Origin of the sequence: Azospirillum doebereinerae, assembly GCF_003989665.1 — a bacterium.
GTDB classification, from domain to species: Bacteria; Pseudomonadota; Alphaproteobacteria; order Azospirillales; family Azospirillaceae; genus Azospirillum; species Azospirillum doebereinerae.
The window spans coordinates 44,283-70,828 of the sequence record NZ_RZIJ01000007.1; the positions used below are offsets into that span (position 1 = coordinate 44,283).

A 26,546-nucleotide genomic window follows, 5' to 3' on the forward strand; every position below is an offset into this window, starting at 1 on the left:
TTGCATCGCTTGTCTGTCCCGGTTTCTCGGGAGGATACGCATTCGCTTTAGGACCGGCTTCACCGAACGGGACGGGTTGAAGTCGCGAGGCGAACGTCGTGTATCGCAACCATCCGTCCATGCATCGGCTTCCGGCATCGATCTCGGCCCGGTCCTGGTGCTGATTGAGCAGGCTACGCTCCGACACGGTGGCCTGGGAGGCTGTCTGTTCCTGTATTGAAGCGACGCGCGGCGACCTGCGTGTCTGTGTGACCGAGGCTCTGGGCGCTTGAGGCGTTCTTCCTAAAAATGGCTCCCATGCCCCAAAGCCTTCAGGGCGGATTCGTGGAACGCCTCGCCCAAGGCCGGGTGGGCGTGGATGGTGCCGGCGATGTCTTCCAGCGTGGCGCCCATCTCCAGCGCTAGCACGAAAGCGCCCGACAGCTCGGAGGCATGGGCGACGGCCGCCTGCACGCCGAGACAACGCCCGTCGTCCCGCCGGGCGACCGTCCGGACGAAGCCTCCGTCCTGGCCCGCGTCCATGCTCAGCGCTTGGCCGTTCGCCAGGAAGGGGAAATGGCCGGTCACCGTCTCGATTCCCCGCTCGGCGGCCTGCGCCGCCGTCAGCCCGACGCTGACGATCTCCGGTTCGGTGAAACAGACCGCCGGGATGGCGGCCGGGTCGAAGCGGCGGCGGTGCCCCGCGACGATTTCCGCCACCATCGCCCCTTGCGCCGAGGCCTTGTGCGCCAGCATCGGCTCGCCGACCAGTGAACCGCCCCGGGTTTCCTGGAGGCCCCGTTTCTTGAGAGGATGGGGTCATCATGACGAAACCGGCATCACGCAAATACGCCCCTGAAGTCCGCGAGCGCGCGGTTCGGATGGTGTTCGAGCACGAGGGGGATCACGCCTCGCAGTGGGCGGCGATCGGCTCGATCGCGGCGAAGATCGGCTGCACGGCCGAGACGCTGCGGGGCTGGGGCCGGCAGGCTGAGCGCGACCAAGGCAAGCAACCCGCCCCGAGCAGGGACGAGCAGGAGCGGATCAAGGCGCTGGAGCGTGAGGTTCGGGAACTGCGCCAGGCGAACGAGATCCTGCACAAGGCGTCGGCGTATTTCGCCCAGGCGGAGTTCGACCGCCCGTTCAAGAAATGATCGTCTTCATCGACGCGCACCGCGCCGTCCACGGGGTCGAGCCGATCTGCAAGGTGCTGCCGATCACCCCGTCCACCTACCACGCCCATGCCGCCCGGCGGGCCGATCCGTCCAGGGTGCCGGCCCGCTCGCGAAGCGACGCGGAGCTGGGTTTGGCCATCCGACGGGTCTGGGATGCAAACAATATGTCGCTGTCCGGTACACCGAGCGTCTCACCGACGCCGGCGTCGAACCGTCTGTCGACAGCGTCGGCGACAGCTATGACAATGCTTTGGCCGAGACCATCAACGGCCTCGACAAGACCGAACTGATCCGGCGCCGAGGACCGTGGCGCACCCTGGAGGCCGTCGAGTTCGCCACCCTGGAATGGAGCGATTGGTTCAACAACCGGCGCCTTCTCGAACCCATCGCCAACATTCCGCCCGCCGAGGCTGAAGCGCGCTACTATGCTCAAACCGAGGCCGTCGCTATCGCGGCGTGACTCAAACCAAATGGCCTCCGACAAACCCGGCGCGGTTCAGTTTCGCGCCTTCCAGCGTGGTGGCGTCCACCGCCCCGGCCAGCGTCTGCGGCACGCCCTGCCAGACCAGGAACAGCGCGATCAGGAACGCGAGCGGCAGCAGCACGTAGAGGGTGGCGCGGGTCAGGTCGACCCAGAAATTGCCCACCGTGCGGGCGGACGCGCGGGCGAAGCCGCGCACCAGCGCGACGGCGAGCGCGATGCCGGTGGCGGCGGAGACGAAGTTCTGCACGGTCAGCCCGGCCATCTGGACCAGATGGCCCATGGTGCTTTCGCCGCCGTAGCTCTGCCAGTTGGTGTTGGCGACGAAGCTCGCCGCCGTGTTGAAGGCGAGGTCGGCGGGCACCGCCGCCATCGCCTGCGGGTTGAGCGGCAGGACCGCCTGAAGGCGTTGCAGGACGTAGAGCAGCAGCATGCCGGCCAGGCTGAACAGCAGCATGGAGACGGCGTAGGTCACCCAATGCTGCTCGGCCTTGGCGTTCACGCCGGCGACGCGGTAGAGGCCGTGCTCGACGGGACCGAACACCGGCGAGAGGAAATTGCGCTCGCCGTTGAAGACGCCGGTCATGAAGCCGCCCAGCGGGCGCGTCAAGGCGACGACCAGCGCGATGAAGACGAGGATTTGGATCCAGCCGTTGACGGTCATGGGAGGCTCCTCAGAACCGTTCGGGGCGGATCAGGGCGTACACCAGATACGCCAGCAGGCCGGCGGTGACGAGACCGGCCAGCGCGTGGTCGAGGATCATGGATGCCTCCTCACAGCCGGTCGCAGGCGTGGACGTAGGCGACCGACCCGGCGAAGAAGCCGACGGTCAGCGCCAGGACAAGGATGTCGAGCATGGTTGGTCTCCGGAAGGCGCGTCCCGACGCTGTCGCGTGCGGGACGGCGGGGGGCAGGCGTGCCCGGCCTGTGGAGGATGCAGCGGAGGCGCATATAAATTCGAGGAGGGACGGCGGGCCCTTGGCGTATAAATCCCATATATGCCGGGGAAAAAAGTTTTATTAATCAATGTGATATCTTGTGGCATCCTAAAAAATCCCGAAACTTATTCGGCAGCACTAGCGCTGTCGCAGGGAGGTGGTGGCCGGCTCGGCTGCCACTCCAGCCGTGGGCATGTGATGGTGCTGCGCAACATGGCGAACGGCCTGACCTATGCCGGCGAGGCGTCCGTGCCGCGCTTCCAGGCCAAGGGCCGGGCGCCGCTCACCCCGGCCGAGATGATCGCCAAACTGCCGGCGCTGCTCTGGCCCGACTGACCCCCGCGACAACAACCCAGTCCGACCCGGCCGCCGCGTGCGGTCTTTTTCATGCCCGGTGCCCCGGAGGCTTCGGCGCAGAAAAAATGTGCAAATAAACCTTTTTTAATGACTTTTCGAGGTATATTTTCCCCCATCGGTTCGGCTTTGAAAGCCAGCAACCGAGCGGGTCTCGGTCATTGGGCCGACCGACCCGACACTCCCGCCATCCTTTTTTCAACGGAACGCCATAAGGCCGTGCCTTGCGCATCGCCATGGCACTCCCATGCTTTGAGGAGATCAGATTTACACGAGAATAACTTTACCCTCGTCGGGCTGCCGGTGACAGCGAACGGCCTGCTCAGCGCGCGATCCCTGACCAGCAGCGTGACCCTGGGCCTCGGGCCGAAGCTGCTGATGGCGGACATGAAGAAGGGCTTTGAACCTTCCATGTGGGTCATCGCCAGCGATGCCGCCAACGCCGCCAACACGATGGCTGGCCGTGTGGTGGACTATAATCCCTCGACCGGCGCCCTGATGATCGAGATCGAGGACGTGCGCGGCGGCGGCACCCCGTCGTCCTGGCTGATCGGCGTCAGCGGTCAGACCGGCCTGCCCGGCCCTCGTGGTACCCAGGGCGAGACCGGACCGCAAGGCCTTCCGGGCGAAACTGGTCCGCAGGGTGAGGCTGGTCCCGCCGGTCCCCAGGGGTCGCAGGGTGTTGCTGGCCCGCAAGGTCAGCAGGGATCCGTCGGTCCCCAGGGCGCGACCGGACCGATCGGTCCGCAAGGCCCCCAGGGCGAGGTTGGTCCCCAGGGGCCGCAGGATAACATCGGCCTTCAGGGAGCAACGGGTCCTATCGGCCTCCAGGGCGTCCAGGGTGAAGCGGGACCACAGGGACCGCAAGGCGCCATTGGTCCGCAGGGCGACATGGGACCGACCGGCCCGCAGGGTGTTTCGGGTGAAATCGGCCCCCAGGGTGAGATTGGCCCACAGGGGCCGGCGGGGCCGACCGGCTTGCAGGGGCCGCAGGGCGATGCGGGTCCACAGGGGCCTGTCGGTCCTCAGGGCGAAACCGGTCCTCAGGGTGCGACGGGCGCGCAGGGCCCGGGGCCTGTTTGGGGTGGCACGTCCTCCGGTTCGGCCAACGCGCAAGTGCTTCCGGCGTCGCTCTCCGCGCTCACGGCCGGTGCGTCGGCGGAATGGATCGCCGGCCATTCCAACACCAGTGCCCTGACCTTGGCGGTGGGCAGTACGGCAGCGACGGCGGTCCGCAAGGCGGACGGGACGGCGCTGACCGGTGGTGAGGTCGCCGCCGGGACCAAATACGTTGTCACCTATGACGGGTCTTCCTGGCGCCTCCTGAGCGACGGTCTGCCGGCGGCGTCGAGTTCGGAAACCTCAGCAGGGGCGTCGAGCACCAAGGCCGTCACTCCCGCCGGCGCGACGGCGACGTTCCTGAAGATGACCGGTGGCAACCTGACGGGTGCGCTCAACGAGACTGCCGTGACGGTGGCGAGCGCGGCGACGACCGACATCGGCGGCGCGGCGGGCAACGCGGTCCGGGTGACCGGTACCACGACGATCACGGCGCTCGGGACGGCGCAGGCTGGCGCGCTCCGGCGGGTCACGTTCTCAGGGGCGCTGACCCTGACCCACAACGCGGCGTCGCTCATCCTGCCGGGCGTGGCCAACATCACGACGGCGGCCGGCGATGCGGCGCTGTTCGAGAGCTTGGGTGGCGGCAACTGGCGGTGTATCGCCTACACCCGCGCGGCAGGTGCGGCGCCTACGGGCCTCAACTTCTCGGCCGTCTCGACCAAGGCCTCAGCTTACACGGTCACCACCGCCGACGCTGGAGCCCTCATCTTGGCGTCTGGGACCTGGACACTGGGACTGCCAACCGTTGCGACCGCCAAGGCCGGCTTCGCGATTACCCTCAAGAATACGGCCTACGGGACAATTACGGTCGATCCGGCTGGCAGCGAGACCGTCAATGGCGGCGCGGCGCTCAACGTTATGCAGCGTGCGTCGGTGATCCTCGTTTGCGACGGCGCGGGCTGGCAGACCATTGGCATCCCCGCCACGGACGGCAATTGGACGTGGGACCCGGCTCAAATCGGCACCGGTCTTGTATTGTCGGATGCCTATAAAACAGTGTCATCGGCAGATTACGGATCTGTACTTGGGTTGAACGCCATCTCCGGATCCAAGTATTTCGAGCTGACCGATGTTTCGGCCGGCACGGGCGGGCGAACAGCCGGCATCTGCGTCGCGGGCGCGACCCTGACTCACACGTCTTTCGTCGGCGATGTGCGGGGCTATGGCTACAACAGCAACGGCACCAAGGCCAATAACGCTTCCGCCAACACCTTTGGAGCAACGTTCACATCGGGAGATGTAGTCGGCGTTGCCGTCAATACTACCACCAATATGATCTGGTTTTCTAAGAATGGAGTTTGGCAAGGCGGCGGCGACCCCGCGATGGGCACTAGCCCGACATTCAGCATTCAAAGCGGATATGTCTATTATCCAGCCTGCTATTTGGATGGCGCAGCTGGAGGCGCTGTCTCCATGCGCATCAATACTGGGTTGATTTACGCGCCCCCCGCCGGATTTACCCCATTCTGAGGCGACCCATGGAAATCTTAAAAACTCCAACCTTCGGCGCGGCCACGCACCGGCAGGTCGCCACCTACACCGACACGCCGGACCTGGCCAACAACAGGATCGTCCGCGCCTGAGACGTTGAGCCAATCCCGATGGAGGAAATCAGGGCCGCGCGCAAGAATGCCCTTGAAGCGCTGCGCTGGGAGAAGGAGACCGGTGGCATCGGTTTGCCCGACGGCAGATCATCGCCACCGACGACCGATCCAAGACCCTCCTCAATGGCAAATACCGGACGGCCGAGAAATACCCAGACCGCCTGCACCGATGGAAGGGCGCAGACGGTGCCGAGGTGACGCTGACCAGCGCCGAGGTCATCGGCATCGGGGACGCTGTATCAGACCATGTCCATGCGTGCTTTGAGCGCGGGTTGGACTTGATCGCCGCCATCGAAGCGGTCGAGACAGCGTCCAAGGTGCTGGCCGTGGACATTACCTTCGGTTGGTCCTGATTGCCCTTTTGACGCTCTTCACATCGACAACCAATAGGGCGGATGGCATAATTTTCCCCACACCGCTGGGTGAAAATAGAAACCACACAAACTGGCAAATGAGATGAACAGATATAGCGGAAATTACAAAAGTATCCATGATGCAATGGAAAATTGCAATAAAGAGGCATACGAGAAAATGGTAACTGACTTGGGGAGGCAAGTCACAGATGACTTCTCGTCGGCTTCACAGAAAAATGTGAAAATCAGCGAGACGGAAGCTCAGATTGCAATGGGCATTATGTCGGTTTCGGGATCCTATAGTGGGGGGCTTCGCGTCCTGGACTTCGGGGGAGGGAGCGGGGTCCATTATAAGAGGATTATGGAAATATGTAATAATTTACAAATAGATGCTTGGCACGTTATTGAAATGCCGGAGCTTGTAAAGGCGGGAAATCAACACGCGAATGGAGGGGCCCTTAGGTTCTTTGAGTCCTTAGATGATGCTGACGATAACTATCATTTAATTTTGGCAAGCGGATCGCTTCACTATCTTGATGACCCTAAGGGTCTTTTTAGAAAAATGTCAAACATCCAACATTTGAAGCTGATTATAAACCGCTTGCCAATCATGCACCCAAATAATATGAAATACACTTCCGATATGTATTGTATACAGAATGTCGGCAATCCACATAATTGGCAATTCCCTATAAGGGTTTGTGCCCTCAATATTTGGATGGAAATGCTTTCTGAAACGCACGAGTTCCGGTCGTTCTGGGATTGTCAGTTTGACGGCGCGCACCCATTGCCAAATGGGAGAACGGCGATCAGTGTTGGTCTGCTCTTGGATAAGAAAAACAATACTTAAAGGGCCGTATCGCATCACAGCGACAAAACTCCAACCCATTCGCAGCCCGCCTTCCCCAGCGGGCTTTTTCTTTGCCCGAAAGGACCCACCATCGCCTTTCGCGGTGACCCGAAGAGCTTTCGCGTCGGAAGCCTGACGATCCGCACTGCCTGACCGCCAAAGAAGGAGAGAGCGCCATGACCTCTCCGCACTGGCGATGACTCCGCCCCCGCGCACGACAGGGACGCGCCGGGTGGGCGGCCCTTCACTTTTCGGTCGATTTAGCCGGGGAGCGAGTCCATCCGAAACTAGTTCTCAAGCATCTGATATTCCTGCGCATATTTTTCGCGTGTTCTCGTGATATCGTTAACATTTAAAACCCGCACAACCGATTGTTATAAAAGCGGAAAGAGACGCCATCTCGCCCCAAGAAATCCCATATGCGCAGGGCCGGCGCGGCCATCGGGAAGCGGCCTTCGCCGCCCTCCTTAGAAGAGGGCCGCCAGGGTCACGGCAACGCGGAACCGGCGTGTGGCGTCGGCGTGTCGCCCGTCAGGATCTCCTGGACGAGCTTCACCAAAACCGTCGGACGGAAGGGTTTCTGAAGGACCGCCGTCGCCAGCGCCTTCGCCGCCGGCGGCAAGGGCAGGGCGCTCATGAAGACGACCGGAACCATGTCCATTCCCGGACGGCCACGCGCTGCGGTAACCCATTCGTCCCCGGTCAGGCGCGGCATCATCACGTCGCTGATCAGCACGGCCACATCGGACTCCAGAAGCGCCAAAGCCTGCGCGCCGTCCGCCGCTTCGATCACCTGATGGCCATCGTCGACGAGCATCTCGACAAGCAGCATCCGGATGACGGCCTCATCCTCGGCCAGCAGGATTTTGGCCACGCGGGGTTCCCCTCAGCCGGCCAGGGCGATGCCGCCCGGCCCTATGGTGTAGGTGGTGATCCGCGCGTCGAAGTCGCGGTCCGGTACCTTCAGGATGGACAACAGCTTGCTCATCGCCTCGTTGCGCTCCACCAGACGCATCGAGATCACGCTGTCGATCAGCGGCGACAATTCCGCAACACCCTGCGCCTCCGGGGCGGCGGACTGCCCGTTGCCGGTCATCGCCGAGGTGTAGAGGGTGGTGACCCGCAACGCCCGCAACTCGTTGCCCAGCGCCGTCAGGAAGCGGCCCATGCGCCCGCTTTCGATCAGGTTCTGCTGGAAGCCGGCGAGTCCGTCCACCACCAGACGCCGCGCCCCGGTCCGCTCGATCTCGTCCAGCAGCCAGCGCGCGACCTCGTCCACCAGCATCTCGGCCGGCGACCGCCAGTGCAGACGAAGCGCCCCGGCGGTTTCCAGCGCCGCCAAATCCACCCCGATTCCGGAAGCCTTGTGCCGCAGCCGCTCGGGGCTCTCGTAAAAGCCGAGAAACAGGCAGGGGTTCTCGGGCGTGGCGGTCCCGGCGAAGTGAAGGGAGGCGACGGTCTTGCCGGTTCCCGACGGCCCCACGAGGAGCGTCGCCGATCCGGCGGCGAAGCCGCCGCGCAGCATGAGGTCCAGCTTGGGCATGCCGGAGCTGGCGAAGGCGGTGTCGAGGGGGGGAGCCGGTTGGAGGCCGGACAGACTTTCCAGGCGTGGATAGACCTCGATGCCCTGGTGGGTGATCCTGTAGCGATGGCGGCCCCGGATGACGTCGCTCCCCCGAAATTTGTGCACCTCCAATTCGCGGACGACCCGACCTTCGGCCCGGACATCGGCCATCTCGATCCAGCCGTCGACCATGGTGTATTCCGGGCTTGCCGGATTGTGCCGGGAGTTGGTGAGCAGCAGCATCGTCTGGCCGGTGACATGGGCATGGGCCTGCAGCTCATGGACGAGGCGGCGGAAGGCGTGGCTGGAGGACGCCGTTTCCTCGACGGCGAACAGACCGTCGAGCACGACCAGTTCGGCGCCGTGCCGCTCGACCTCCGTCCGCACCAGCCGCGACAGGCCGCTCAGCCCGTTCGTTTCGAGTTCGGTGTAGCCGCTGATGTAGATGAGGTGGCCCACCAGGGCTTCGGGATGGAAGAAGCTCATCTGGGCAAGATGGGCCATCATCCGGTCATGGCCCTCGGACAACAGCGTGAGGTAGACGACCCGCCCGCCCTGGCCGATGCGATGGCTGGCGATCTGGTTGGCCAGCACGGTCTTGCCGGCGCCGGGATGCCCTTGAACGATGTAGGCACCACCGCGCAGCAACCCGCCTTTGAGGATCAGGTCGAGCGAGGCGATGCCGGTGGGCAGGCGGTCGAGCGGGGCCATGGATTTCCAAAACCGTGGAATGTGGCGCAGGCGGCGAGCTTACAGGATCGCGCGCCGGATTGCGCTTATCACATGGTATTGACGCGACCTATGACGTGCGTCTTATTAAATTCTGATCCGAGCGAGGCGCCGGGCCATTTCGGCCGGGCGGAGGATCCTTAGGGTGTCAAAGCAAGTGCTCAACCCCGACGCGACCATCGCCAAGCTGAGGCATCACCATCACGCTCTCCAGGACTACAGCCGTCTTCTGGCAAGCTACATACCGCTCGCGAATTTGTTGCCCCTCACCGCCTATCGGCTGGTGCGCGGGGCCGGCGTCACCCACAGCATGGTTCTGCGCTTCGACGGCGACCGCGGCGACCTCGTGATGGAGGCCGGCACCGGATGGCGGGCGGGGAGCACCGGGACCTCCCGCTTCGTCATCGACGCCGCCTCGCCTTCCGGCCGCACCTACCAGACCCGGATTCCCACCTGCGTCCTCGATCTGGTGGACAGCGCCGAGCTTCGCACGCCCGACCTTCTGCGCGAGCATGGGGTCCGGTCGCTGGTCGTCGTCCCCGTCATCAGCGGCGGCGCGGTTTGGGGCCTGCTGGAGATGGGCAGCACGGAACCCGGCCGCTTCGACGCCGACGACGAGCGCTTCCTTCTGGCCATGGGCAACATCCTGGGCGTGGCGATCGAGCGGGCGTCCGACCAGGAGGCCGCCCGGGCGGCCGTCGCCCGGGCGAAGGCGGCGGCATCGGAGGAAACGGAGGCGCAGACGCTGCGTCTGAGCGAGATGCAGCACCGGATGAAGAACAATCTGGCGCTCGTCTCCTCCATACTGATGCTGGAGCAGCACCAGCACGGCGACGCCTACGTCAAGGAACGGTTGCGCGGCCTGATGGACCGGGTGACCGCCATCGGCTTGGCGCACGAACAGCTCAGTGCCCATCAGGAGGACGCCCTGGTGGAGCTGGCGCCCTATGTGGGCCGCCTTGCGGAGAACCTCGGCCTGCAGCACAGCGGCGTCCGGATCGAAACCGGCATCGAGGCGATCACGGTGCCGCTCGACCATGCGGTGCCGCTGGGGCTGATCGTCAACGAACTGATGACCAACGCGGTGAAATACGCCTTTCCCGACGGCGTCGGCACGATCCGGATCGCTTTGCGCTGCGACCAGACGACGAAGGAGGCCACGCTGTCGGTGGCCGACGACGGGGTGGGGATGGGGCCGCCGCGTCCGGGCAGCCTGGGCACGCGGCTGATCAACGGATTGGCGGGACAGATCGGCGGGACGGTGACGCGGCCGCCGGTCGAGCGCGGCGCCACCGTGGAGGTCCGCTTCCCGATCGTCACCTGAACCGGGGAGCCCGCCTCATCGTCTCATCGCAACGGCTGAAACGGCATCGACAGCGTGACCCGCGTGCCCGCGTGCTGCGGGTCGTGGTGCAGCATCGCCCCCAGGCTGGCCGCCATCGCCTGGACGATGCGGGTGCCGAGACCGGTTCCCTGAGGGGGGCCTTCGCCGGTCCAGCCGATGCCGTCGTCCTCCACGCTCACCGACAACCGGCCCTGGGCGTGCACCGCCCGGATGCGGATGCTTCCCTGACGGTCGTCGGGGTAGGCGTATTTGCAGGCGTTGGTGACCAGTTCGGTCACGATCACCGCCAGGGACACCGCCGTGTCGGTCGGCACCAGGATGGCGTCGGCGGTGACCACGAACGCGTCCGGGCGGCGGGCGGACGCCATCGCGATGTGCATCTCGGCCAGCAAAGTCTTCAGATACGTGTCGATCCGGACGGAGCGCACGTCGCCCGACGTGTAGAGGCTGCGGTGGATGCCGGCGATCGCGGTGATGCGCGCCTGGGTCTCTTCCAGCGCGGCGCGGGCCTCGGGGTCGGACAGGCCGGATTTCTGCATCTGCACGAAGGCCGCCACCAGGGCCAGGCTGTTGGCGACGCGGTGGTTGACCTCGCGCAGCAGCAGCTCCGCCCGGTCCCGCGCGGCGCGCACCTCCTGCTCCGCCAGCTCCCGCTCCCGGCGCAGGCGGGCCTTTTCGAGAGCCTGCTCGATGGCCGCCACGAACAGATCGAAGAAGCCGTCTCCGGTTTCCTTGGGGACGTAGTCGTCCGCGCCCGCCTTCAGCGCCGCGACGGCGACCCGGGTGTCGCCGGCGCCGGTGACGTAGATGATCGGCGGCGCATCGGGGCGCGCCAGCAGGACGGGCAGGACGTCCAGCCCCATCGCCTCGGGCATGTCGTGATCCAGGCCGATCACCGCGATGCCGCCCTGCTCCAACCGGGCGACCCCCTCCTGCCCGTTCTTCGCGTGCTCCACCGCGTAGCCGCGCCGCTCGAGATTCCTCTGCACCAACCGCGCCAGGGCAACGTCGTCGTCGATGTAGAGGACTCGAACGGCGGGCTCCGTCATGCCTCCGCCTCGGGGAGCTGGATGACGGAGAAGAACAGCCCCAACTGCCGGATGGCGTTGGCGAAGCTTTCGTAGTTCACCGGCTTGGTGATGTAGACGTTCGCCCCCAGGTCGTAGCAGCGCTGGATTTCCTGACGGTCGTCGGTGGTCGTCAGCACCACCACCGGGAATCGCTTGGTGTGCGGGTTGGCCTTGACCTTGGCGAGGATGTCGACCCCGGTCATGTCCGGCAGGTTCAGGTCGAGCAGGATGAGGTGAGCCCGACCCGCGCTGGCCTGGCCGGATCCGTCCGCGCCGAACAGATAGGCCAGCGCGCTGGTGCCGTCGGTGAAGGGGATGATCTCGTTGGTCACGCCGGCCCGGCGGATGTTCTTCTCGATCAGCCGGGCGTGCCCCTCGTCGTCCTCGATCATGACGATGCAAACCGTTTGTGGATCACGCTTCATGAGCGGGCGTCTCCGGGGACAGAGTCAGGATTTTTGGAAGGGTTATGCGAAAGACGCTGCCCTGTCCAGGCGTGGAATCGACGGTGACGTCGCCCTGGAGGCGCCGGACCAGCGCCCGGACATGCGCCAGCCCGATGCCCTCCCCCGGACGGTCCTGAACGCCGGCCCGGCGGAACAGCTCGAAGATGCGTTCGCGGTCCTGTGGCGCGATGCCGCGCCCGTTGTCCGCCACCTCGAAGACCAGACCGTTTCCATCGGCCCGCCCGCGAACCGAGATGCGGCCGGGCCGCACCGGGTCGAGATACTTGACCGCGTTGTCGATCAGGTTGCCGAAAATCTGCTCCAGGGCCAGCCGGTCGGACACGAGGGAGGGCAGGGGGGACGCGACGTCGATGGCGCAGCGCAGTTCGCTGGCCTGGTGGCGGACGCTGGCCACCGTGTTTTCCAGCAGCTCCTGCATGGAGACCGGTTCGGGCGTCAACGTGCGGCGGCCCTGGCGCGACAGGGTGAGGATGGCGTTGATGAGGCGGTCCATCTTCGTCGTCGAGGCGCGGATGAAGCCGATGGCCTCCGGCAGATCCTCGGCCATCGCCCGCTTGGCCTCCGACGCCACCGCGTCGTCCTGCTCCGCCGGCTGGCGGTCGAGATGGGCGCGCACGCTCGCCAGCCCTTCCTGGAACTCGCTGGTGAACCCCATCACGTTCACCAGCGGCGCGCGCAGATCGTGGCTGACGATGTAGGCGAAACGCTGGATCTCGTCGTTGGCCCGTTGCAGGTCGACGGTGCGTTCGGACACGCGCTGCTCCAGGGTGCCGTTGAGGATCTGGATCGCGCGTTGCGCCTGCACGAGTTCGCGGGTGTAGCGCAGCACGATTCCCACCGCCCCGCCCACCACCAGCAGGATGAACAGGGTGCCCAGCGTGGCCACCCAGCGCGACAGGCTGGCCTGCTCGCCCATGGCGGTGACCTGCGCGTCGAGCTGGGCATCGGCCTGGCCGATCAGGTCCGCCAGCGAGCGCCGGGCCTCGTCCATCAGCCGCATCCCACGGTCGGTGCGCACGATGGCCAGCGCCTCGTCCTTGCGCCCGGCCTCCGACAGCGCGATGGTCTGCTCCAGCTCCTCCAGCTTGGCCACGGCGAGGGAGCCGATGCGGTCGACGACTCCGGCTGTGCCGGCCTCCCCCTCGTTGACGCGGCGCAGCCGGGCAACCGTGCCCCCGACCGCGTTGCGCGCGTTTTCGTAGGGCTGGAGATAATGGCGGTCCCCGGTGAGGAGGTAGCCGCGCTGACCGATCTCGGCATCCTGGAGCTGGCTGAGAAGATTTCCCGCCACGACCCGGATCTCGGTCATTCGCGCGACGGCCTGGGAGTAGCGCCGCGTGCTTTCCGCCAGCCAGCCCGACATCGCGACGATCGCCAGCAGCGTCAGGGCGCCGGCGAGCAGCATCAGCAGGGTTCGGCGGGTGACGGTGGTGCTGGAGACAGGCATCGCGGAACATCAACCCAGGCGAGAGGAAGAGTGGAACCGGATGCTAATGGAGCGTCGCGATCAGGCAACAGGAAACTGGGGAAAACACCCTGGAGATGCCTTTCGTCGGGCATGATGGCGTACTTCGGCTTCGCCGGCCTCCGCTTGACGGCTTCCAAGCCGGACCGCTCCGCCACGCGGCCGCCAGGGGGCGGCCCACCCCCAACCGCATGGCGGAGTGTTGCCGGGTCCCGGCGATCGGCTGGCCGAGGGGCGCCGCCGCCGCGAGCCTCGCATCAGAGCGGTGTGTCGGACGATGCCGGCTGGCGTCCTTCATGCCACGTCCGATGGATGTCGATCAGGGTTTCCAGCCGGGCGATGGGCACATGCGCGTTCGGCGATCTTCCCACGAAAAGACGGGCAAGATCGGCCCGCACCTCCACCAGGGTCCATTCGGAACGGGAAAGGCGGTTGGCTTGCGTGATGTGGCGGTCGACCAGTTCGTACAACTGGCGGTCGTCCGGCTCGTCCTTGATGGACATCAGGATCTCGATGCCCTGGGCGGCCGGGATCGCCGGGATGTTGTAGTTTCCTTTCGCCATGCTCTCGAACCGCGTCGAGGCGCTCCTCTCCTCGGCCTTCGACCGCGCCGCCGCATCGAAATACCCGGTCTTCACCATCCATTTCAGCACGGCGATCGGGTGGGTGGCGCAGATCTCGCACGTTTCCTCAAGAGCTTCGGAGGGGTATTTGGCGAAATGCTCCAGCGTGCCGCCGGCGCTGTCCCTGACGATGGCTTCATCCTCCACGCTTCCCAGCAGGATTCGGCAGATCGGGCAGCGGTCGAGGCTGGCTTGCAGGTCCTTGCGGGGGCGCAGCCTGAAGCGCACTCCGGCCTGTGCGTCGTCGCAGCAGCGGCAGTGGCCGCGGCTCAGCTCGCTGCTGGTGCCCCAGGGCCGGCTTCCGGCGCGGCAGGCGAAGAGGTTCACGCAAAAGGCCGGCCGCTCCAGCCCTTTGTCCGCGTCGATGTGAAACGCCTGAAGCTCCCGGACGAACAGGTTGGTGCAACGCGGGCAGCGCGGTTCCCCGCCCTCCGGCCGCAGGGGCTGGAACAGCACGCTGTCCTTGGGGGAGCAGTACACGCATTCGTGCAGTTGCCGCAGGCAGCGCGGGCAGCCGATCGGTTCCGTCAGGCGCAGGCGGCTCGGCGGGACATGGATGGGGTGGGCGCAGTGGAAGCAGGTGTGGCGCGTCGATACCGCCGCCTCGTCGTTTCGGAAGACCGCCCCGTTGCGGTGCACCGAGCGCCGCAGGAGCCGGCCGTTCCGCTCGAACGTCAGGGTCGGAAACATCATGTGCGGCGCCCCCGTCTTCTGGAGGCATTCGTCGATCAGCAGCGGGGGCTTCGCGGTTCGCAGGGCCTCCGCGATCCTCTTGGCGTGGGACGGGTGCAGGCCGTCCCGGAAGAGCCCGATGAGGTTGGACGGAACCATGCGCCTGTCCTCCTTCCCCACGGCGAGGCAGCCCGGACAGGGCAGGGGAGCCTTGTCGTTGCACCGGCAGACGTCGAGGTAGGGGCGCGTGCCGGCCCGGTATTCCTCCATGCAGAAGCGGCACTCGTTGTCGGTCGTCGGCTGCCACAGGGGGCGGTGCTGCGCGTCCTCGCAATGCTCGGGATGCTGGCATTGCCACCAGTAGGTCAGAAGGCGCCTGTGGCAATCGGGGTGCGGGCAGTGGGACGGTTCGGCCGTGCCGTCCTTCCCCGGCACCGGCGGGTTGAGCTGCGTGCGCAGATCGTCCGCCTCGCAGCCCGGATTGCCGCAGCGGTTGAGGAGCGGACCATGGCATTTGGGGCAGTGCAGAAGCCCGGTCTGGCCGGCCAGATTGTACGTGCAGCCGTCGTTCCCGCACAGCACCGCCACCTGTGATCCCCCCGTCGGGACCAGCCCGTCCAGCAGATCGGCGCCGCGATGGAAATGCAGCAGCGGCCGCTGCGCCAGCGGGATCTGTCGGTAGTGCTTGTCGTAGGTCTCGATGCCGGCAATGGATTGGCCGGAATGGTACAGCTCCTCGAAATAGATCAGCGGCAACTTGCTGCTGGTGTCCGTGAAGATCGGGTCGCATTTCATGATGGACGTCGCGGCCTGGGTGAAGGCCGTCCGCAGCTCGGCCTCGACGGCGTTGGCGTGTGTGGGCCCGGCCGTGTCGTCGATGCGGGGCAGCGCGATGACGAGGCGGTCGAGCTGGATGGACTTCAAGTCCTTGCTCGGTTCGAAGACCGTGCTGCGGCAGCGCTTGATCAGGTCGGCCACGCCCTTCGCTCCGCCCAGGCGGCGGAGCAGGAAGGCCGGCTGCTCCAGCCAATAGGCCGAGAAGGTGTCCGGCAGAAGGTGGATCGCCCGCAGGGCGTTGTCGAAGCTCGGCTCGTGGCGCAGCACGTCGGGCTTCGCGGAGCCCAGCCAATGCTCGTCGAAAGCCACCGCGAGCCGTTCGGCCAGCGAGGACCGGGCGGGAAGGGTCTCGGCGGCGTCCTCTGTGGCATCGTCCGCCTTGTCCACCCGGAGATGCCTCTCCAACAGGACCAGGAACTCGCCCCAGCGTTCGCGGTCGGCGGCCAGAATCGATTCCCCGTCCGTCGGCCCCCACGCCTTCGCCCACCGTCCCGCCCGCCGTTTGGCGATCTCCGCCAAGCCGTTCCCCAGCAGCTTCCGGCGCTCCGGATTGGTCGACAACGGTCGTCGCGTTCCCAGCAACTCGCCGATGAGCGGGGCCAGCGCTTCCGACGTCACTTGGTGGATGTGGTCCGCCTGGAAGTAAGCCGATCCCACCGCCGCGACCGCGGCGTCCTCGATGCGCTGGCCGCGCTCACGCAGCAGCCCCAGATTGTGTTCATGGACCGACAGCAGATGGTGCAGCGCGTCGGCGACCGGGCGGCGGTTCCGGCGCACGAAGCCGCTCACCATGCTTTCCCAGCCCGCGTCTTCCAGCACGTGGTCCGGGAGGGCGCCCGGTTTGTGCTGGTCCAGCGTCACGGCGACCGCGTTGCACAGTCCCTTGAACATGGCGTCGATGGGGCCGCCCCGCCAGCGCTCCTGAAGCCTTCTCAGCACGCCGGACTCGGCCTCCGTGTAGAGACCCAACTCGACCCGCATCTGGAACAGGGACGGCGGCATGTCCATGATCCTGGCCTGCCCAGCCGCGTCCTCCGTCTCCGGCCATTCCTCCAGTTCCTTGACGGTGTCCCGCGCCCACCGCTCGGCGCGGGGGTCGAGCAGCATCAGCGATTCCTTCACCGTCGTCGCAAGGGCATCGAGGGCCTTGGTGAAATGGAGCCAGTGGACCTTGAGATCCTTTTCGAACAGCATCACGCGGGTGACGCCTCGGGGCGCGTCCGATGGGCCGGCGCCGACGCGGGCCTGCAACTCGGCCCGCCACGCGTTTCGGATCTCCTCGTCCAGCAGGTCGTACAGTCTGCGCGCCTTGTCCATCCGCTCGGCCGGCGCGTGGTCCAGCTCCCTCAATCCGGGGGCCTCCTCGCGGATGCGGGCGATGATCTGTTCCTGCCGGATCAGGGAGGCGCGCTGCATGTCTTCGCGGCTGGCCTTGACGTGGGCGATCCAGGCCTTGAACAGCGTCGGCTCCTGCCGGACCCGTTTCCCTTCGGGATCCCAGTGGACGGACAACTGCGACAGCAGGGCGGCGCGGGAGACGAAAGGGGTGAGGTTTCCCCCGGCCCGTTCCTGGAAACGCCGGAACAGGGCCGCCTGCAACCCGCGCGTGACCCGGTCGGGATCCCCGAGGTCCAGCCGGATGACCGAGGCGGTGGAGAAGACATACTCGCGCGCCCTTTCCGATTTCAGCGAATCGCTGTCGGTGTCGGCGTTGCGCCCGCTGCTGTCGAGCACCCGCCGCACGTCCCTGCGCCGCTGGGCGACCAGGGTCTCGGCCATGCGCAGGCAGCTCGTGTCGGTCAACGTGGTCGTGATGTTGGCGTCGTTGGAGGTCCCGCCCGCCGGCTTGAAGGCGCCGTACAGGAAGACGTTGTCGAAGGCGCTGGGGGCGCCCGCCGTCCGATCCAACGAATAACCGTTCGGCCCGAGTTGGTAGAGGACGCTCAGGCGTTCGGTCGGCGGAATGGACCAGTTCTTGTACGCCTTCAGTTCCTTGAGGGCGGCGTAGCAGTTCGGCAGGACTCGCCCGGAGGCGGAGGTGTTGACGAAGGGCTCGGCCAGCAGAAAGGACGCCGAGATCGAGCAGTTCGGGACGAAGTCGCGCAGCAGGAAGGCGATGTCCCAGAACATGCCCGCCCCCGTGCCCCCCGCCAGCGAGCAGACCAGATGGACGTTGAGCGTCTTGTTCGTCTCCACCCCTTCGTCCAGGCTGAAGGCGACCTTCTGGGCGGCGGTCTTCAGCTTTTCGAGGATCTCCTTGACCTCGTTGCAAAGGCCGATCCGGCCGAGCGGGCGGCGCTGGCTGGCGCCCTTGGTTCCCTTCTGTCCGGACCCGAGCAGGCCCAGCGTTTCCTGGTCCGCCTCGGGGAGCCAGTCGAAATAGGCCCAGGTGCCCTTGTCCTTGACCTCCCGCGCCCGGTTGTGCCCGGTTTGCAGGAGCGTGTTGAGGGTGTTGCCGACCCCCTCGGTCGGGATGAACTGGAACGCCTTTTCCAGGCGCGGCAGCCGTCGTGTCTGGGCGCTCCAGCCATCCTGCCCGCCGCTCGGCGTCGGCAGCACATGGGTGTCGATCTGCGCCTCGTCGTCGGAGGTGCTGTCGATGTCGAAGGCCAGCAATTGGATCAGGTTGTCCCTCATCGCCGCGGCCAGGGCGGTGTCGCCGCCGCTGGTGGCGAGCCAGCGCATGAACCGCAGCGTCCGCACGCCGGTTCCGCCCAGGCCGATGAACAGGGCCGGGCCGTAGGTCTTGTCGGAAGCAGGCCGGCTGTCGATGGGGCTCATTGGGCATCTCCGGGAAGGCGCGCGCTCTGCAGCGCCGGCGGGGCCGGCGGAGAGGCCTGGGTCTTGTTGTTGTAGGGGGCGTTCTTCGGGTTGAACGGCGACAGCCAATTGCTGACCGCCCAGCCCAGCGCGACCACCAGCACGACGGTCCCCATGGCCGTCGGCAGGAAGCCACGGCAGAAGCGCCGCGCGATGAAGCGCGGGTACTCGACGTAGCCGCTGGCCTTATGAACCAGCACCGCCGCCCTCCACGTCACAATGAGGTGATATTCGAGGAAGACCAGCACGATGGAGGCAGCGGCGATGCCGAGACCGATGAAGATGGTGCCCTGGCTGTAGCCGTATCCGATGATGCCATGGGAAATCACAGAGTAATTCGTTAATAAAATAGCCCCGATCAGCGCGACAATGCTGGGGGAAAAACTCTCTATCATGTTTATCCATGCCCGACCTTTCTTCACGAGTTCGGGGAGGTTCACGATCACGTCCTTTACGGCGGACAGACTGAAGTGGTTGATGTTTCCAAAATACATCAGCAGGACGATGATGAAGAAGACCGCCATCGCAACGACGGCCGTTATCATGGCCAAACCGGCGTTCATCCAGATCTCGATGGGCTCGACGGTGAGCGGGTGCTTGCGCGTCGCTTCCTTGACGTGAAGGGTGGTGGAACCGAACTGGATGGTGGGATTCTTGACCGTGATGTCACCTTCCAGGTACCAGCCCAGAAGCAGTTCCGTTTCGAGGCCCATCAGGATTTCCGGCCGCAGGACTTCGACCCTGTGCGCCTGCGAATCGTCCGAGGGTCGCAGATCCGCGTAGAAGGCCATGTTCTCCAGCGCGCTTTGGCGCTGGCGCTTCACCTTGACCGTGGCGCGGACGACCGTGTAGGGCGGGTTGCCGATCTGCACGCGCTGGATCAGGCTGTCCTGCACGGTGAACTCGAAGCTGTCCATTTTCAGCGGACCGCAGTTGGTGTCCGGCGCGTTGGGGGGCACGCCCGGCCGGGACGTCTCGTCGAACGGACAGAGCAGCAAGGACTGCTGGCCGTAGGCGGCGTTGAACAGGGGATCGGGCAGCGCCTGGGTCTTCGCCTCCTCGCCCAGGGCCGGCTTTCCCCCGGTTGTGCCGGTCGTCGGCTGGACCGTCTTTTCCTCTTGCAGCAAGACCGTCCCCAGCCGGCGGGAAACGTCGCGGGTCCACAGATCCACGGCCGTCACGCGGTTGGGGACCGTGCCGGTGTTGACGAGCCGCAGGTTGATCGCGGTGGAGCCTTTGGGGATCTGCTCGAGCGGATCCGGGCTGAGGGACAGCCTGACCGGGGAAGGAAGCGGGATCGTCACCAACCTCCCGGCTCCGACCGCGCAGGTCGGCGGGGTCTGGGTCTCCTCCAGTTGCGAGCGGGCGCACACCCAGACCGTCCTGGGCTGCGCGTCGAGACCGGCGTCGGGCTTTTTCAGGACCCGGTTGTGATCCGGCTCCAAGAGAACCTCCACGCTTCTCGTCTGCTTGCCCGGCACCGGCGTGGGGGTCAGCGGCTTTGCCTTCAGAGGGGTGGAGGTGGAGTCGAGAGCGGAGGTGGCGAGCCAAGCCTCCTGGAAATACAAGGTGTGGTCGGATTCATTGTACAGATCGAGAACGAGCTTGCCCTGGCTGATGGTGCCGTTCTTGAGCTCCAGGGACACGCGGTCCAACGCGGTGACGGGGAAGCTTTCAGGCTGGGCGTTCCGGTCCTGCCCGGCCTCGACCAGCAGGGCGGTCTGCCGGAGCGCCGGGTTGATGGTGGGGAGGAGACTTTCGGGTATGGGCAGGACGAGCCTGGCTTCGGCCGGTTTGCCGCCCGGCACGGAACCTTCGACGGCTTGAGGCGACTGCAACTTGACCTCGACGCCGCCGGCGGCGCCATCGGCGCCGAAGCGCACGGCCTGTATGGTCGAGCGGCTCGACGCCGGGTTGCGGACCGTGGCGATGAGGGCGATGGACTGGTTCGGCCCGCCGGCCCCGAAATGCGCGTCCCCCACCCGGAGCGGCTGCTTGCCGGGCATGTTCTCGATGGGGATGGCTTCCTGGCTTTCCAGCCCGTCCTGATCGACGAGCTTGAGCGCGAGCGGGCGCCGTTCCGCCAGTTCCCCCAGATCCTTGAACGGCACGGGGACGCGGATCTCGAAGGGAGCGGCGCGGCCGCCCTGCGGCAGGCGCGGGATCATGACGGATTGGGAGCCGAGCGCGATCTTGACCGGGCTGGCTTCGCCGCCGGCGGCGTTGAGGCGCAACGCGCTGAGGCGGCCGTTGAAATGCCCTTCGTTGGCCACGCCGATGCGCAGGTCGAGAAGCTCGCCGTCGTTTCCGTCCACCCGTGCCGACACCGGCTTCAGCAGCATGCGTTCCGGCCGCTGGCGCGTGATGGCGACGCGGTCGGAAAGCTTGCCGGACAGGCTGTCCCTGATCGCTCCCATCAGGGGGCGGCCTTCGGCCAGCGCTTCCGCCACCACCGGCGACGCCGGGAAGGGAAAGGACGTGCTGGCCTGGGCGGCCTTGACGATGGCGGAGGTGGAGAGGGTGTCCAGCAGACGCTTGTCGTCGCCGTAGTAGATTTCAAGGTCGGTCACGGTGCGCACCGACGGATCCGGGCTGCGCATCCCGACCTGGAGCGACCACTCCCGGCCGTTCGACGAGATGGCGGTGATGTCGGTGACGATCGCCGCGCCGTAGCGAGTCGCGTCCATGGACACCGGCTTGGCCCAGGCCGAATTTCCCCTTTCGTCCTCCGACCGCAGCGTCATGTACACGGGCCGTCCTTCGTCGAGGGCGCTGGTGAGGTCCGAGGATTCGAGCGTCAGGGGCGGAAGCTCCACCTTGGCGCCGGTGTCCAGGAAGTCGGTCTGGGGCGCGAAGATCTGGCCCAGATCGGCGCCGCCGTCGGGGGAGCTGGAAAAGGCGACCTGGATGGGCTTCCGTCTCTTGCCGCTTTCGTTGGCCAGAGGCAGGGTGAGCCGGTAGGGCTTGTCGGCGGCGAAGCGCTTGGCGGTGACTTTCCCCGTCACCTGCGGGGGGGTGTCCTCGTACGCCTTGATGAACGCCTTGACCGGCCGGGTGTTGCCGCGGTTGGACACGCTGACCGGGATGCTGAACATGGCCATGAAGGGGGCGGCGTCCGCGCCGGTCAACTCCACTTCGACCTTGCGCTGCTCGCGCGGCAGGACGAGAGGAGGGCGGGGAAGGCGGCTTTCCTGGGCGCCCCCCGCCTTCGAATCGTTCCGGTCGCGGTGGAAGTTGAAGCCTTCCAGCGAGATCGGCCGGTCGGTTCCGTTGACGACGCCGAGGGTGCAGCCGACGGTCTTCTGCGCCGGATCGCGAAAGCACAGGCTTGCCTTCTCGTCGATCCTGAGGCCGTTTCCGGTGGCGTCCTCGACGATCTGGTTGAGGCGCTTGACGAATCCCGAGAGCTGCTGCTTGTAGAGGTCGAAATCGACCGTCTCGATGGAGAGCGGGGCGTTCTCCATCGCCTTCAGGGTCCAGCGCTCGTTGAAGGCGCGCGCGACGCAGGCGTCGTAGGCCGGGTTCCGGGTGACGGCGGGGGCGACTCTCAGGCCGATGAACACGACCGGGTAGCCGCTCTCCCGGTCGCCGTTGAACTGGTTCACGAAGGTCGCGAGATCGCCCAGCGGCGCGCGCAGGCGGGTCTGGTGCGCTCCGGTCGGAAAGCTCAGATAGTCGCAGACATCGGCCTTCGCGTTGCCGGGCGCCCTCTTCCGCGAGGGGCGCAGCTTTTCCGCCTCTTCCTGGATGAAGTCGCTGGCGATGAGGACCATGTGCAGATGGCCGTCCGAGCGCGACCACTCGGCGGCGCTCTTTTTGATGCTCTCGAACAGCGGACCGAAATCCGTGGTCTTCACCGCATCGCTTTCGTCCAGAAGGCGGTCGAGGGACGCGGCCAGTTCGGCGCGCGCGCTGTTGACGGTCAGCGCGTATTTGTCCCTGACCGTCGCGCCGCCGAAGGTGGAGACGGTGATCCGGCTGCCCACCCGGATCAAGGGCATCGCCCGATCGCCGGAACCGACGGGCTCGTCGACCAACCCCTTGATCATCGCGACGATGGTCTTGTGCGGCGAGGCTTCGTTCCTCGGATTGAAGACCGAGCCGGAGCCGTCGATGTAGACATGCAGATCGATGGGCGGGAGATCCTGGGCTTCGGCCAGGGGCGTCCAGAAGGCCATCGCCGTCAGGATCGTCAGCATGGCGAAGCAGCGCCGCGGAAGACTCCCGCGGATCCATCCGTGCGATGACATGGGCATGAAACTCCGTGCTGTCTGCGCGAGACGTCAGCGTCGCGGTTTCTTGAGTTGCATCTGAATCGTGGTGGACGTGCAGCCGAGCAACCGGGCGACGACGTCCACGTCTTCGACCAGGGCCATGAACCGTTTGATGCACGAAGGTGGCGGTGTGCTGTATCTCCCCGAATCCCTCCAGCCCAGCCGGGAGTTGACCAGCGTTCGGGCAACGGCCTGGGCGGTGTAGACGCCGTTCGCCGCCGGGGGGCCGGAGGCGACGGACCTCACGAGTTGCCGCAAGTCCTCCTTGCTGGACGGCCATTTCAGCACCTCCAGCAGCGCGAAGACTTCAAGAGCGAAGCTGTGCGGCAAGCGTTCCGCCTCAAGGTAGTGAGTGACCAGCGCCTTGAGAGCGTCGTGACGTGTGTGGAGGAGCGGCACTTGAACGTGTCGAGTGGAAAGAATTGCAAGAAGATTAGGAAGAAATTTATCAGGATATTCGAGAAATTTTATGTCATTGCAATGCGCTATGATAAATGAATTAGACTGATTAAGATCACCCATGCAAAACTTATACAGAATATTTTGAGAATTATTGTCAATTTTTTCGATGTCATGCAACACAATCAAGACCCCATTGTTTAAATCCGTCTCAATGACATTTTTACGTAAATTGGATATATAATTTTTTTTGGCGCTGTGTGATCCGTGCTTTTCGGCCAAGGCTTGGATCACATCGTCCGCTCCGCTGTCCCTCAGCCCGCTGACCAACACGAATGACTGAGACGCCGAAACATCGTCGATTTGGTTGGACAGGTCGGCGGTAAAACCAAAAGCTCTCGTGGGAGGGAGCTTGGCAACAGGCGATGAGGACGATGCGGCAATGTTTGAGGTGTCCATGGGCCAAACCATGAAAAATTTTATGGTCATAATGACAAATTATTTTAAAAATACAAGTAATTATATTGCATGCCAATGTATGATGTTTTGACTGAGGCAATAATTATTCTTATTTAACGACATAAATCCGTGTGAATATATTATAAATATTTTGGTTTATCTGAAGTATTTTTTGCAGCTGATGCTTAAAAAATAAATTTCTCTATAGCTTTAAAGAATACAGATATTTCCCTCAAAAAACGCTTTTTCTCCTTTCCCGAAAGCATGAGGGTTGTAGTTTCTAATAACGTGCCCTTTTTTGCATGCAACGCCTTCCATAGCCGGCGGGATCGTGTCGCGGGTGTGAACCAAATACCTCTGGCATGATCCCGACTTTTTGAGCCTGCCGTTGTCGGTCCGGTTGCCTTTGCTGGCGCCGCTCGGTCGGGCCTCTGCGAAAGGGCGCTTGAGCGTGCCGGCTGTGATGCCGCAGAATGACCATGGACTCCCCAACGACACGCTTGGAGGGATGTCATGAGCAAGCCTGCGGTCCTGTTCGCGCTTTGCCTGATTGCCGCCGGCGACGCGCGGGCCGAGGATGGATACCCGACCGCCGCGCGCGTCGATTACGTCCTGGGCTGCATGGCGGCCAACGGCCAGAGTCAGGAAGCGATGCGCAAATGCTCCTGCAGCGTCGACGAGATTGCGGCCCGCTTTCCCTACGACAAGTATGTGGCCGTCGAAACCGCCCGCGTCATGCAGGACGCGCCGGGCGAACGCGCCTCGCTCGTGCGGGGGGCGGCGTGGATCAAGGATCTTCAGGAGGAGTTCCGGCAGATCCAGGTCGCCGCGGACCTCAAATGTTTCTGAGTGCCTCGTCATCGCCAAGTTCCTGCAAGGGCCCGGCTGCAAGGGGGTGACGTCGATGCTTCGCGAATGGATGCACGCGGCCTGCTTGGCGCTGGCCGTCCTGTCGTCCGACGCGGCCCAGGCCGCGGACCCCACGCCCCTGCGTCTCGGGCTGGTGACGTTCGGCACGGCCGGTTGGGAGGTCGACACCATCGGGCGTCATGGCTTCGCCGCCTCGGCCGGTCTGGATCTGCGGGTGATCGAGCTTGCCAACCCGGAGGCCGGGAAGATCGCGCTGATGAGCGGCACCGTCGACCTGATCGTCACCGACTGGATTTGGACGAGCCGTCAGCGCAACGACGGGACGCGCCTCGCCTTCCTCCCGTTCTCGACCTCGGTCGGATCGCTGATCGTCGGACGGGACGCGCCGCTGGCCTCCTTGGCCGACCTGCGCGGCCGCCGGATCGGCGTGGCCGGCGGTCCGCTGGACAAGAACTGGCTGCTGCTTCGCGCCCTCGCCATCAAGGAGCACGGCTTCGATCCGGCGCGGGACGCGCAGCCGGTGTTCGCGGCTCCCCCGCTGCTCAATCAGCAGATGAGCGCCGGGCAACTCGACGCGGTGCTGAACTACTGGCCTTTCGCGGCGCGGCTGGACCCACGGACGCACCGGCGTCTGCTCGACGTCGACCAGGTTGCGGCCCGGCTCGGCGTGGCGGGCGAGACGCCGGCGCTCGGCTATGTCTTTCGCGACGACTGGGGTCGGGAGCACGCCGACGCGGTCGCCGCCTTCTTCCGCGCCACCTTGCAGGCCAAGGAGACGCTGCGCGCCTCGGACGACGCGTGGGAGCCGCTGCGGCCGCTCATGCGCGCGGAGGACGAGCGCGTGTTCGCGGCCTTGCGCGACGGCTACCGCGCCGGCATTCCCTCGCGCTGGGGGCAAGCGGAGAAGGACGCCGCCGCCGCGCTTTTCGGGATCGTCGCGGAACTGGGCGGTCCCGCTCTGGTGGGGGAGGCCGGGCGGTTGGCCGAAGGCACCTTCTGGCCCGACGCGTCCATTCCCGACTCCCGCTGAGCGCCGCCCATGATGAAAGCCGCGCAGCGCGGGCTGTCGTTGCTCTTGCTGCTGGCGTGCTGGCAGCTTGCCGCCGACACCGCCGGCAGCCGCCTGCTGCCGCCGCCGTCGGATGTGCTCGACGCGATCCTGCGCGGTGTGGCGAGCGGCGAACTGCCCCATCATCTGGCGGTGACGCTGAGGCGGGTGGCGGCGAGCTTCGTGGCGTCCATGGCGGTCGGCACCGCGATCGGCATCGCGCTCGGCCGTTCGACGGTGCTGGACCGTCTGTTCGACGGCTGGCTGGTGCTGTTCCTGAACCTGCCGGCGCTGGTGGTCATCATCCTGTGCTTCGTCTGGTTCGGGATGGTGGAGGCGACCGCCATCCTCGCCGTGTCGATCAACAAGATCCCCAACGTCGCGGTGATCCTGCGGGAAGGCGCGCGGACCCTCGACCGGGATTTTCTCGACGTCGCGCGGGTGTACCGGTTGGGGACCCTGCGCACGCTGCGGCACGTGGTGTTGCCTCAGCTCGCCCCGTACGTCCTGGCGGCGGCCCGGACGGGGCTGGCGCTGATCTGGAAGATCGTTCTCGTGGTCGAACTGCTGGGGCGCAGCGACGGCGTCGGATTCCAGATCAATCTGTATTTCCAACTCTTCGACGTGACCGTCATCCTGGCCTACACCTTCGCCTTCATCGCGGTGGTGCTGGCGATCGAGCTTGCCGTGCTGCAGCCGCTGGACCGGCGCGTGGGGCGCTGGCGGCGTTAGCCGCGCCGAACCGGTGGGGCGTCCCGGCTCCCGTCACGTCTCCGGCTGCTGGCACCGCCAACGCCGCACGCGCCAGTTCGGATGATCCATTTCCCATTGCACCGCACTGACGTAACCGTTGCGCGTGCAGGACATCACATTCGAGAATTTGGAAGAGAAAGCCGGGCGCTCGATCGAACACTCTTCCGGGTTCGACATCAAGCATACAACCAGAACCAGTTCGAACATGCATCACCATGTCTCAAGAGATTAAAACAATCACTGACTGTGAACAGCGCTCCGCATCTGTTTTGGTGAGCCTGTCCACTTTTGAAA

Annotated in this window: 19 protein-coding genes, 2 pseudogenes and 1 other annotated feature; of the genes and pseudogenes, 9 read left to right on the forward strand and 12 right to left on the reverse strand. The window is 65.3% G+C overall.

What is annotated here, in order from left to right:
- Positions 1–282: 282 nt before the first annotated feature.
- Positions 283–735 (reverse strand): oxidoreductase dimerization domain-containing protein, encoded by a 453-nt coding sequence (locus tag EJ913_RS10790; RefSeq protein WP_126997630.1) that lies wholly within the window; start codon positions 733–735, stop codon positions 283–285.
- 68 nt (positions 736–803) lie between these two features.
- Here EJ913_RS10790 and EJ913_RS10795 point away from each other — a divergent pair.
- Positions 804–1,614 (forward strand): annotated as a pseudogene (locus EJ913_RS10795) (transposase).
- Positions 1,088–1,204: a sequence feature (AL1L pseudoknot), on the forward strand. Its footprint overlaps the pseudogene before it by 117 nt.
- A gap of 46 nt (positions 1,615–1,660) precedes the next feature.
- Here EJ913_RS10795 and EJ913_RS10800 read toward each other — a convergent pair.
- Positions 1,661–2,299 (reverse strand): annotated as a pseudogene (locus EJ913_RS10800) (potassium-transporting ATPase subunit KdpA); the annotation flags it as partial.
- A 10-nt stretch (positions 2,300–2,309) separates the two neighbouring features.
- Entirely contained in the window at positions 2,310–2,399 is a 90-nt protein-coding gene (locus EJ913_RS10805) for a K(+)-transporting ATPase subunit F (protein WP_126997632.1), read from the reverse strand.
- Positions 2,400–2,772: 373 nt separating this feature from the next.
- Here EJ913_RS10805 and EJ913_RS31600 point away from each other — a divergent pair, with 373 nt between their 5' ends.
- The 4 genes from EJ913_RS31600 to EJ913_RS10820 all read left to right on the forward strand — a co-directional run bounded on the left by EJ913_RS31600 (position 2,773) and on the right by EJ913_RS10820 (position 6,857).
- Positions 2,773–2,910 (forward strand): hypothetical protein, encoded by a 138-nt coding sequence (locus EJ913_RS31600; protein WP_185909743.1) that lies wholly within the window; start codon positions 2,773–2,775, stop codon positions 2,908–2,910.
- 51 nt (positions 2,911–2,961) lie between these two features.
- Positions 2,962–5,520 (forward strand): SPRY domain-containing protein, encoded by a 2,559-nt coding sequence (locus EJ913_RS10810; protein ID WP_126997634.1) that lies wholly within the window; start codon positions 2,962–2,964, stop codon positions 5,518–5,520.
- 223 nt (positions 5,521–5,743) lie between these two features.
- Complete coding sequence (locus EJ913_RS10815) at positions 5,744–6,007, forward strand: DUF4376 domain-containing protein (protein ID WP_238519294.1); 264 nt, start codon at positions 5,744–5,746, stop codon at positions 6,005–6,007.
- A gap of 103 nt (positions 6,008–6,110) precedes the next feature.
- On the forward strand, positions 6,111–6,857 hold the full coding sequence (locus EJ913_RS10820) for a methyltransferase, TIGR04325 family (RefSeq protein WP_126997638.1): 747 nt from the start codon (positions 6,111–6,113) through the stop codon (positions 6,855–6,857).
- A gap of 487 nt (positions 6,858–7,344) precedes the next feature.
- On the opposite strand, the gene EJ913_RS10825 is transcribed toward EJ913_RS10820, so the two are convergent.
- Together EJ913_RS10825 and EJ913_RS10830 are read right to left on the reverse strand one after the other, a co-directional pair.
- On the reverse strand, positions 7,345–7,731 hold the full coding sequence (locus tag EJ913_RS10825; RefSeq protein ID WP_126997640.1) for a response regulator: 387 nt from the start codon (positions 7,729–7,731) through the stop codon (positions 7,345–7,347).
- Between the two features lie 12 nt (positions 7,732–7,743).
- Positions 7,744–9,132, reverse strand: coding sequence for a DUF7125 family protein (locus EJ913_RS10830; RefSeq protein WP_126997642.1), 1,389 nt, complete (start codon positions 9,130–9,132; stop codon positions 7,744–7,746).
- A gap of 163 nt (positions 9,133–9,295) precedes the next feature.
- Here EJ913_RS10830 and EJ913_RS10835 point away from each other — a divergent pair, with 163 nt between their 5' ends.
- Positions 9,296–10,474, forward strand: coding sequence for a sensor histidine kinase (locus EJ913_RS10835; RefSeq protein ID WP_126997644.1), 1,179 nt, complete (start codon positions 9,296–9,298; stop codon positions 10,472–10,474).
- A gap of 23 nt (positions 10,475–10,497) precedes the next feature.
- On the opposite strand, the gene EJ913_RS10840 is transcribed toward EJ913_RS10835, so the two are convergent.
- From EJ913_RS10840 to EJ913_RS10865, 6 genes are all read right to left on the reverse strand, one after another.
- Entirely contained in the window at positions 10,498–11,544 is a 1,047-nt protein-coding gene (locus EJ913_RS10840) for a sensor histidine kinase (RefSeq protein WP_126997646.1), read from the reverse strand.
- Positions 11,541–11,957 carry a response regulator gene (locus EJ913_RS10845; protein ID WP_126997648.1) on the reverse strand — a complete coding sequence of 139 codons (417 nt, stop codon included), beginning with the start codon at positions 11,955–11,957 and terminating at the stop codon, positions 11,541–11,543. The genes EJ913_RS10840 and EJ913_RS10845 overlap by 4 nt, the downstream gene beginning before the upstream one ends.
- 22 nt (positions 11,958–11,979) lie before the next feature.
- Positions 11,980–13,479 carry a sensor histidine kinase gene (locus tag EJ913_RS10850; RefSeq protein WP_126997650.1) on the reverse strand — a complete coding sequence of 500 codons (1,500 nt, stop codon included), beginning with the start codon at positions 13,477–13,479 and terminating at the stop codon, positions 11,980–11,982.
- Positions 13,480–13,754: 275 nt separating this feature from the next.
- Positions 13,755–18,410 (reverse strand): tubulin-like doman-containing protein, encoded by a 4,656-nt coding sequence (locus tag EJ913_RS10855; protein ID WP_126997652.1) that lies wholly within the window; start codon positions 18,408–18,410, stop codon positions 13,755–13,757.
- Positions 18,407–22,648 carry a hypothetical protein gene (locus EJ913_RS10860; RefSeq protein ID WP_126997654.1) on the reverse strand — a complete coding sequence of 1,414 codons (4,242 nt, stop codon included), beginning with the start codon at positions 22,646–22,648 and terminating at the stop codon, positions 18,407–18,409. The genes EJ913_RS10855 and EJ913_RS10860 overlap by 4 nt, the downstream gene beginning before the upstream one ends.
- A gap of 84 nt (positions 22,649–22,732) precedes the next feature.
- Positions 22,733–23,581 (reverse strand): hypothetical protein, encoded by an 849-nt coding sequence (locus EJ913_RS10865; protein ID WP_185909744.1) that lies wholly within the window; start codon positions 23,579–23,581, stop codon positions 22,733–22,735.
- A 513-nt stretch (positions 23,582–24,094) separates the two neighbouring features.
- On the opposite strand from EJ913_RS10865, the gene EJ913_RS10870 reads away from it, so the two are divergent.
- The 3 genes from EJ913_RS10870 to EJ913_RS10880 are packed head-to-tail and all read left to right on the forward strand — an operon-like array spanning position 24,095 to position 26,231.
- Positions 24,095–24,430 carry a hypothetical protein gene (locus EJ913_RS10870; protein WP_238519232.1) on the forward strand — a complete coding sequence of 112 codons (336 nt, stop codon included), beginning with the start codon at positions 24,095–24,097 and terminating at the stop codon, positions 24,428–24,430.
- Between the two features lie 55 nt (positions 24,431–24,485).
- On the forward strand, positions 24,486–25,481 hold the full coding sequence (locus EJ913_RS10875) for an ABC transporter substrate-binding protein (protein WP_126997658.1): 996 nt from the start codon (positions 24,486–24,488) through the stop codon (positions 25,479–25,481).
- 9 nt (positions 25,482–25,490) lie between these two features.
- A complete protein-coding gene (locus EJ913_RS10880; protein WP_126997660.1) occupies positions 25,491–26,231 on the forward strand; it encodes an ABC transporter permease in 741 nt (246 codons plus the stop codon).
- Positions 26,232–26,264: 33 nt separating this feature from the next.
- Here the strand turns inward: EJ913_RS10880 and EJ913_RS10885 are convergent, their stop codons facing one another.
- Entirely contained in the window at positions 26,265–26,459 is a 195-nt protein-coding gene (locus EJ913_RS10885) for a hypothetical protein (protein WP_126997662.1), read from the reverse strand.
- Positions 26,460–26,546 lie beyond the last annotated feature (87 nt).

Bases quoted from the DNA above. Each gene is read 5' to 3' on its own strand.
- EJ913_RS10790 (WP_126997630.1), bottom strand. From the start codon at position 735: ATGCTGGCGCACAAGGCCTCGGCGCAAGGGGCGATGGTGGCGGAAATC.
- EJ913_RS10805 (WP_126997632.1), bottom strand. From the start codon at position 2,399: ATGATCCTCGACCACGCGCTGGCCGGTCTCGTCACCGCCGGCCTGCTG.
- EJ913_RS31600 (WP_185909743.1), top strand. From the start codon at position 2,773: ATGGTGCTGCGCAACATGGCGAACGGCCTGACCTATGCCGGCGAGGCG.
- EJ913_RS10810 (WP_126997634.1), top strand. From the start codon at position 2,962: ATGCCCGGTGCCCCGGAGGCTTCGGCGCAGAAAAAATGTGCAAATAAA.
- EJ913_RS10820 (WP_126997638.1), top strand. From the start codon at position 6,111: ATGAACAGATATAGCGGAAATTACAAAAGTATCCATGATGCAATGGAA.
- EJ913_RS10830 (WP_126997642.1), bottom strand. From the start codon at position 9,132: ATGGCCCCGCTCGACCGCCTGCCCACCGGCATCGCCTCGCTCGACCTG.
- EJ913_RS10840 (WP_126997646.1), bottom strand. From the start codon at position 11,544: ATGACGGAGCCCGCCGTTCGAGTCCTCTACATCGACGACGACGTTGCC.
- EJ913_RS10845 (WP_126997648.1), bottom strand. From the start codon at position 11,957: ATGATCGAGGACGACGAGGGGCACGCCCGGCTGATCGAGAAGAACATC.
- EJ913_RS10850 (WP_126997650.1), bottom strand. From the start codon at position 13,479: ATGCCTGTCTCCAGCACCACCGTCACCCGCCGAACCCTGCTGATGCTG.
- EJ913_RS10855 (WP_126997652.1), bottom strand. From the start codon at position 18,410: ATGAGCCCCATCGACAGCCGGCCTGCTTCCGACAAGACCTACGGCCCG.
- EJ913_RS10860 (WP_126997654.1), bottom strand. From the start codon at position 22,648: ATGCTGACGATCCTGACGGCGATGGCCTTCTGGACGCCCCTGGCCGAA.
- EJ913_RS10865 (WP_185909744.1), bottom strand. From the start codon at position 23,581: ATGGACACCTCAAACATTGCCGCATCGTCCTCATCGCCTGTTGCCAAG.
- EJ913_RS10870 (WP_238519232.1), top strand. From the start codon at position 24,095: ATGAGCAAGCCTGCGGTCCTGTTCGCGCTTTGCCTGATTGCCGCCGGC.
- EJ913_RS10875 (WP_126997658.1), top strand. From the start codon at position 24,486: ATGCTTCGCGAATGGATGCACGCGGCCTGCTTGGCGCTGGCCGTCCTG.
- EJ913_RS10880 (WP_126997660.1), top strand. From the start codon at position 25,491: ATGATGAAAGCCGCGCAGCGCGGGCTGTCGTTGCTCTTGCTGCTGGCG.
- EJ913_RS10885 (WP_126997662.1), bottom strand. From the start codon at position 26,459: ATGTTCGAACTGGTTCTGGTTGTATGCTTGATGTCGAACCCGGAAGAG.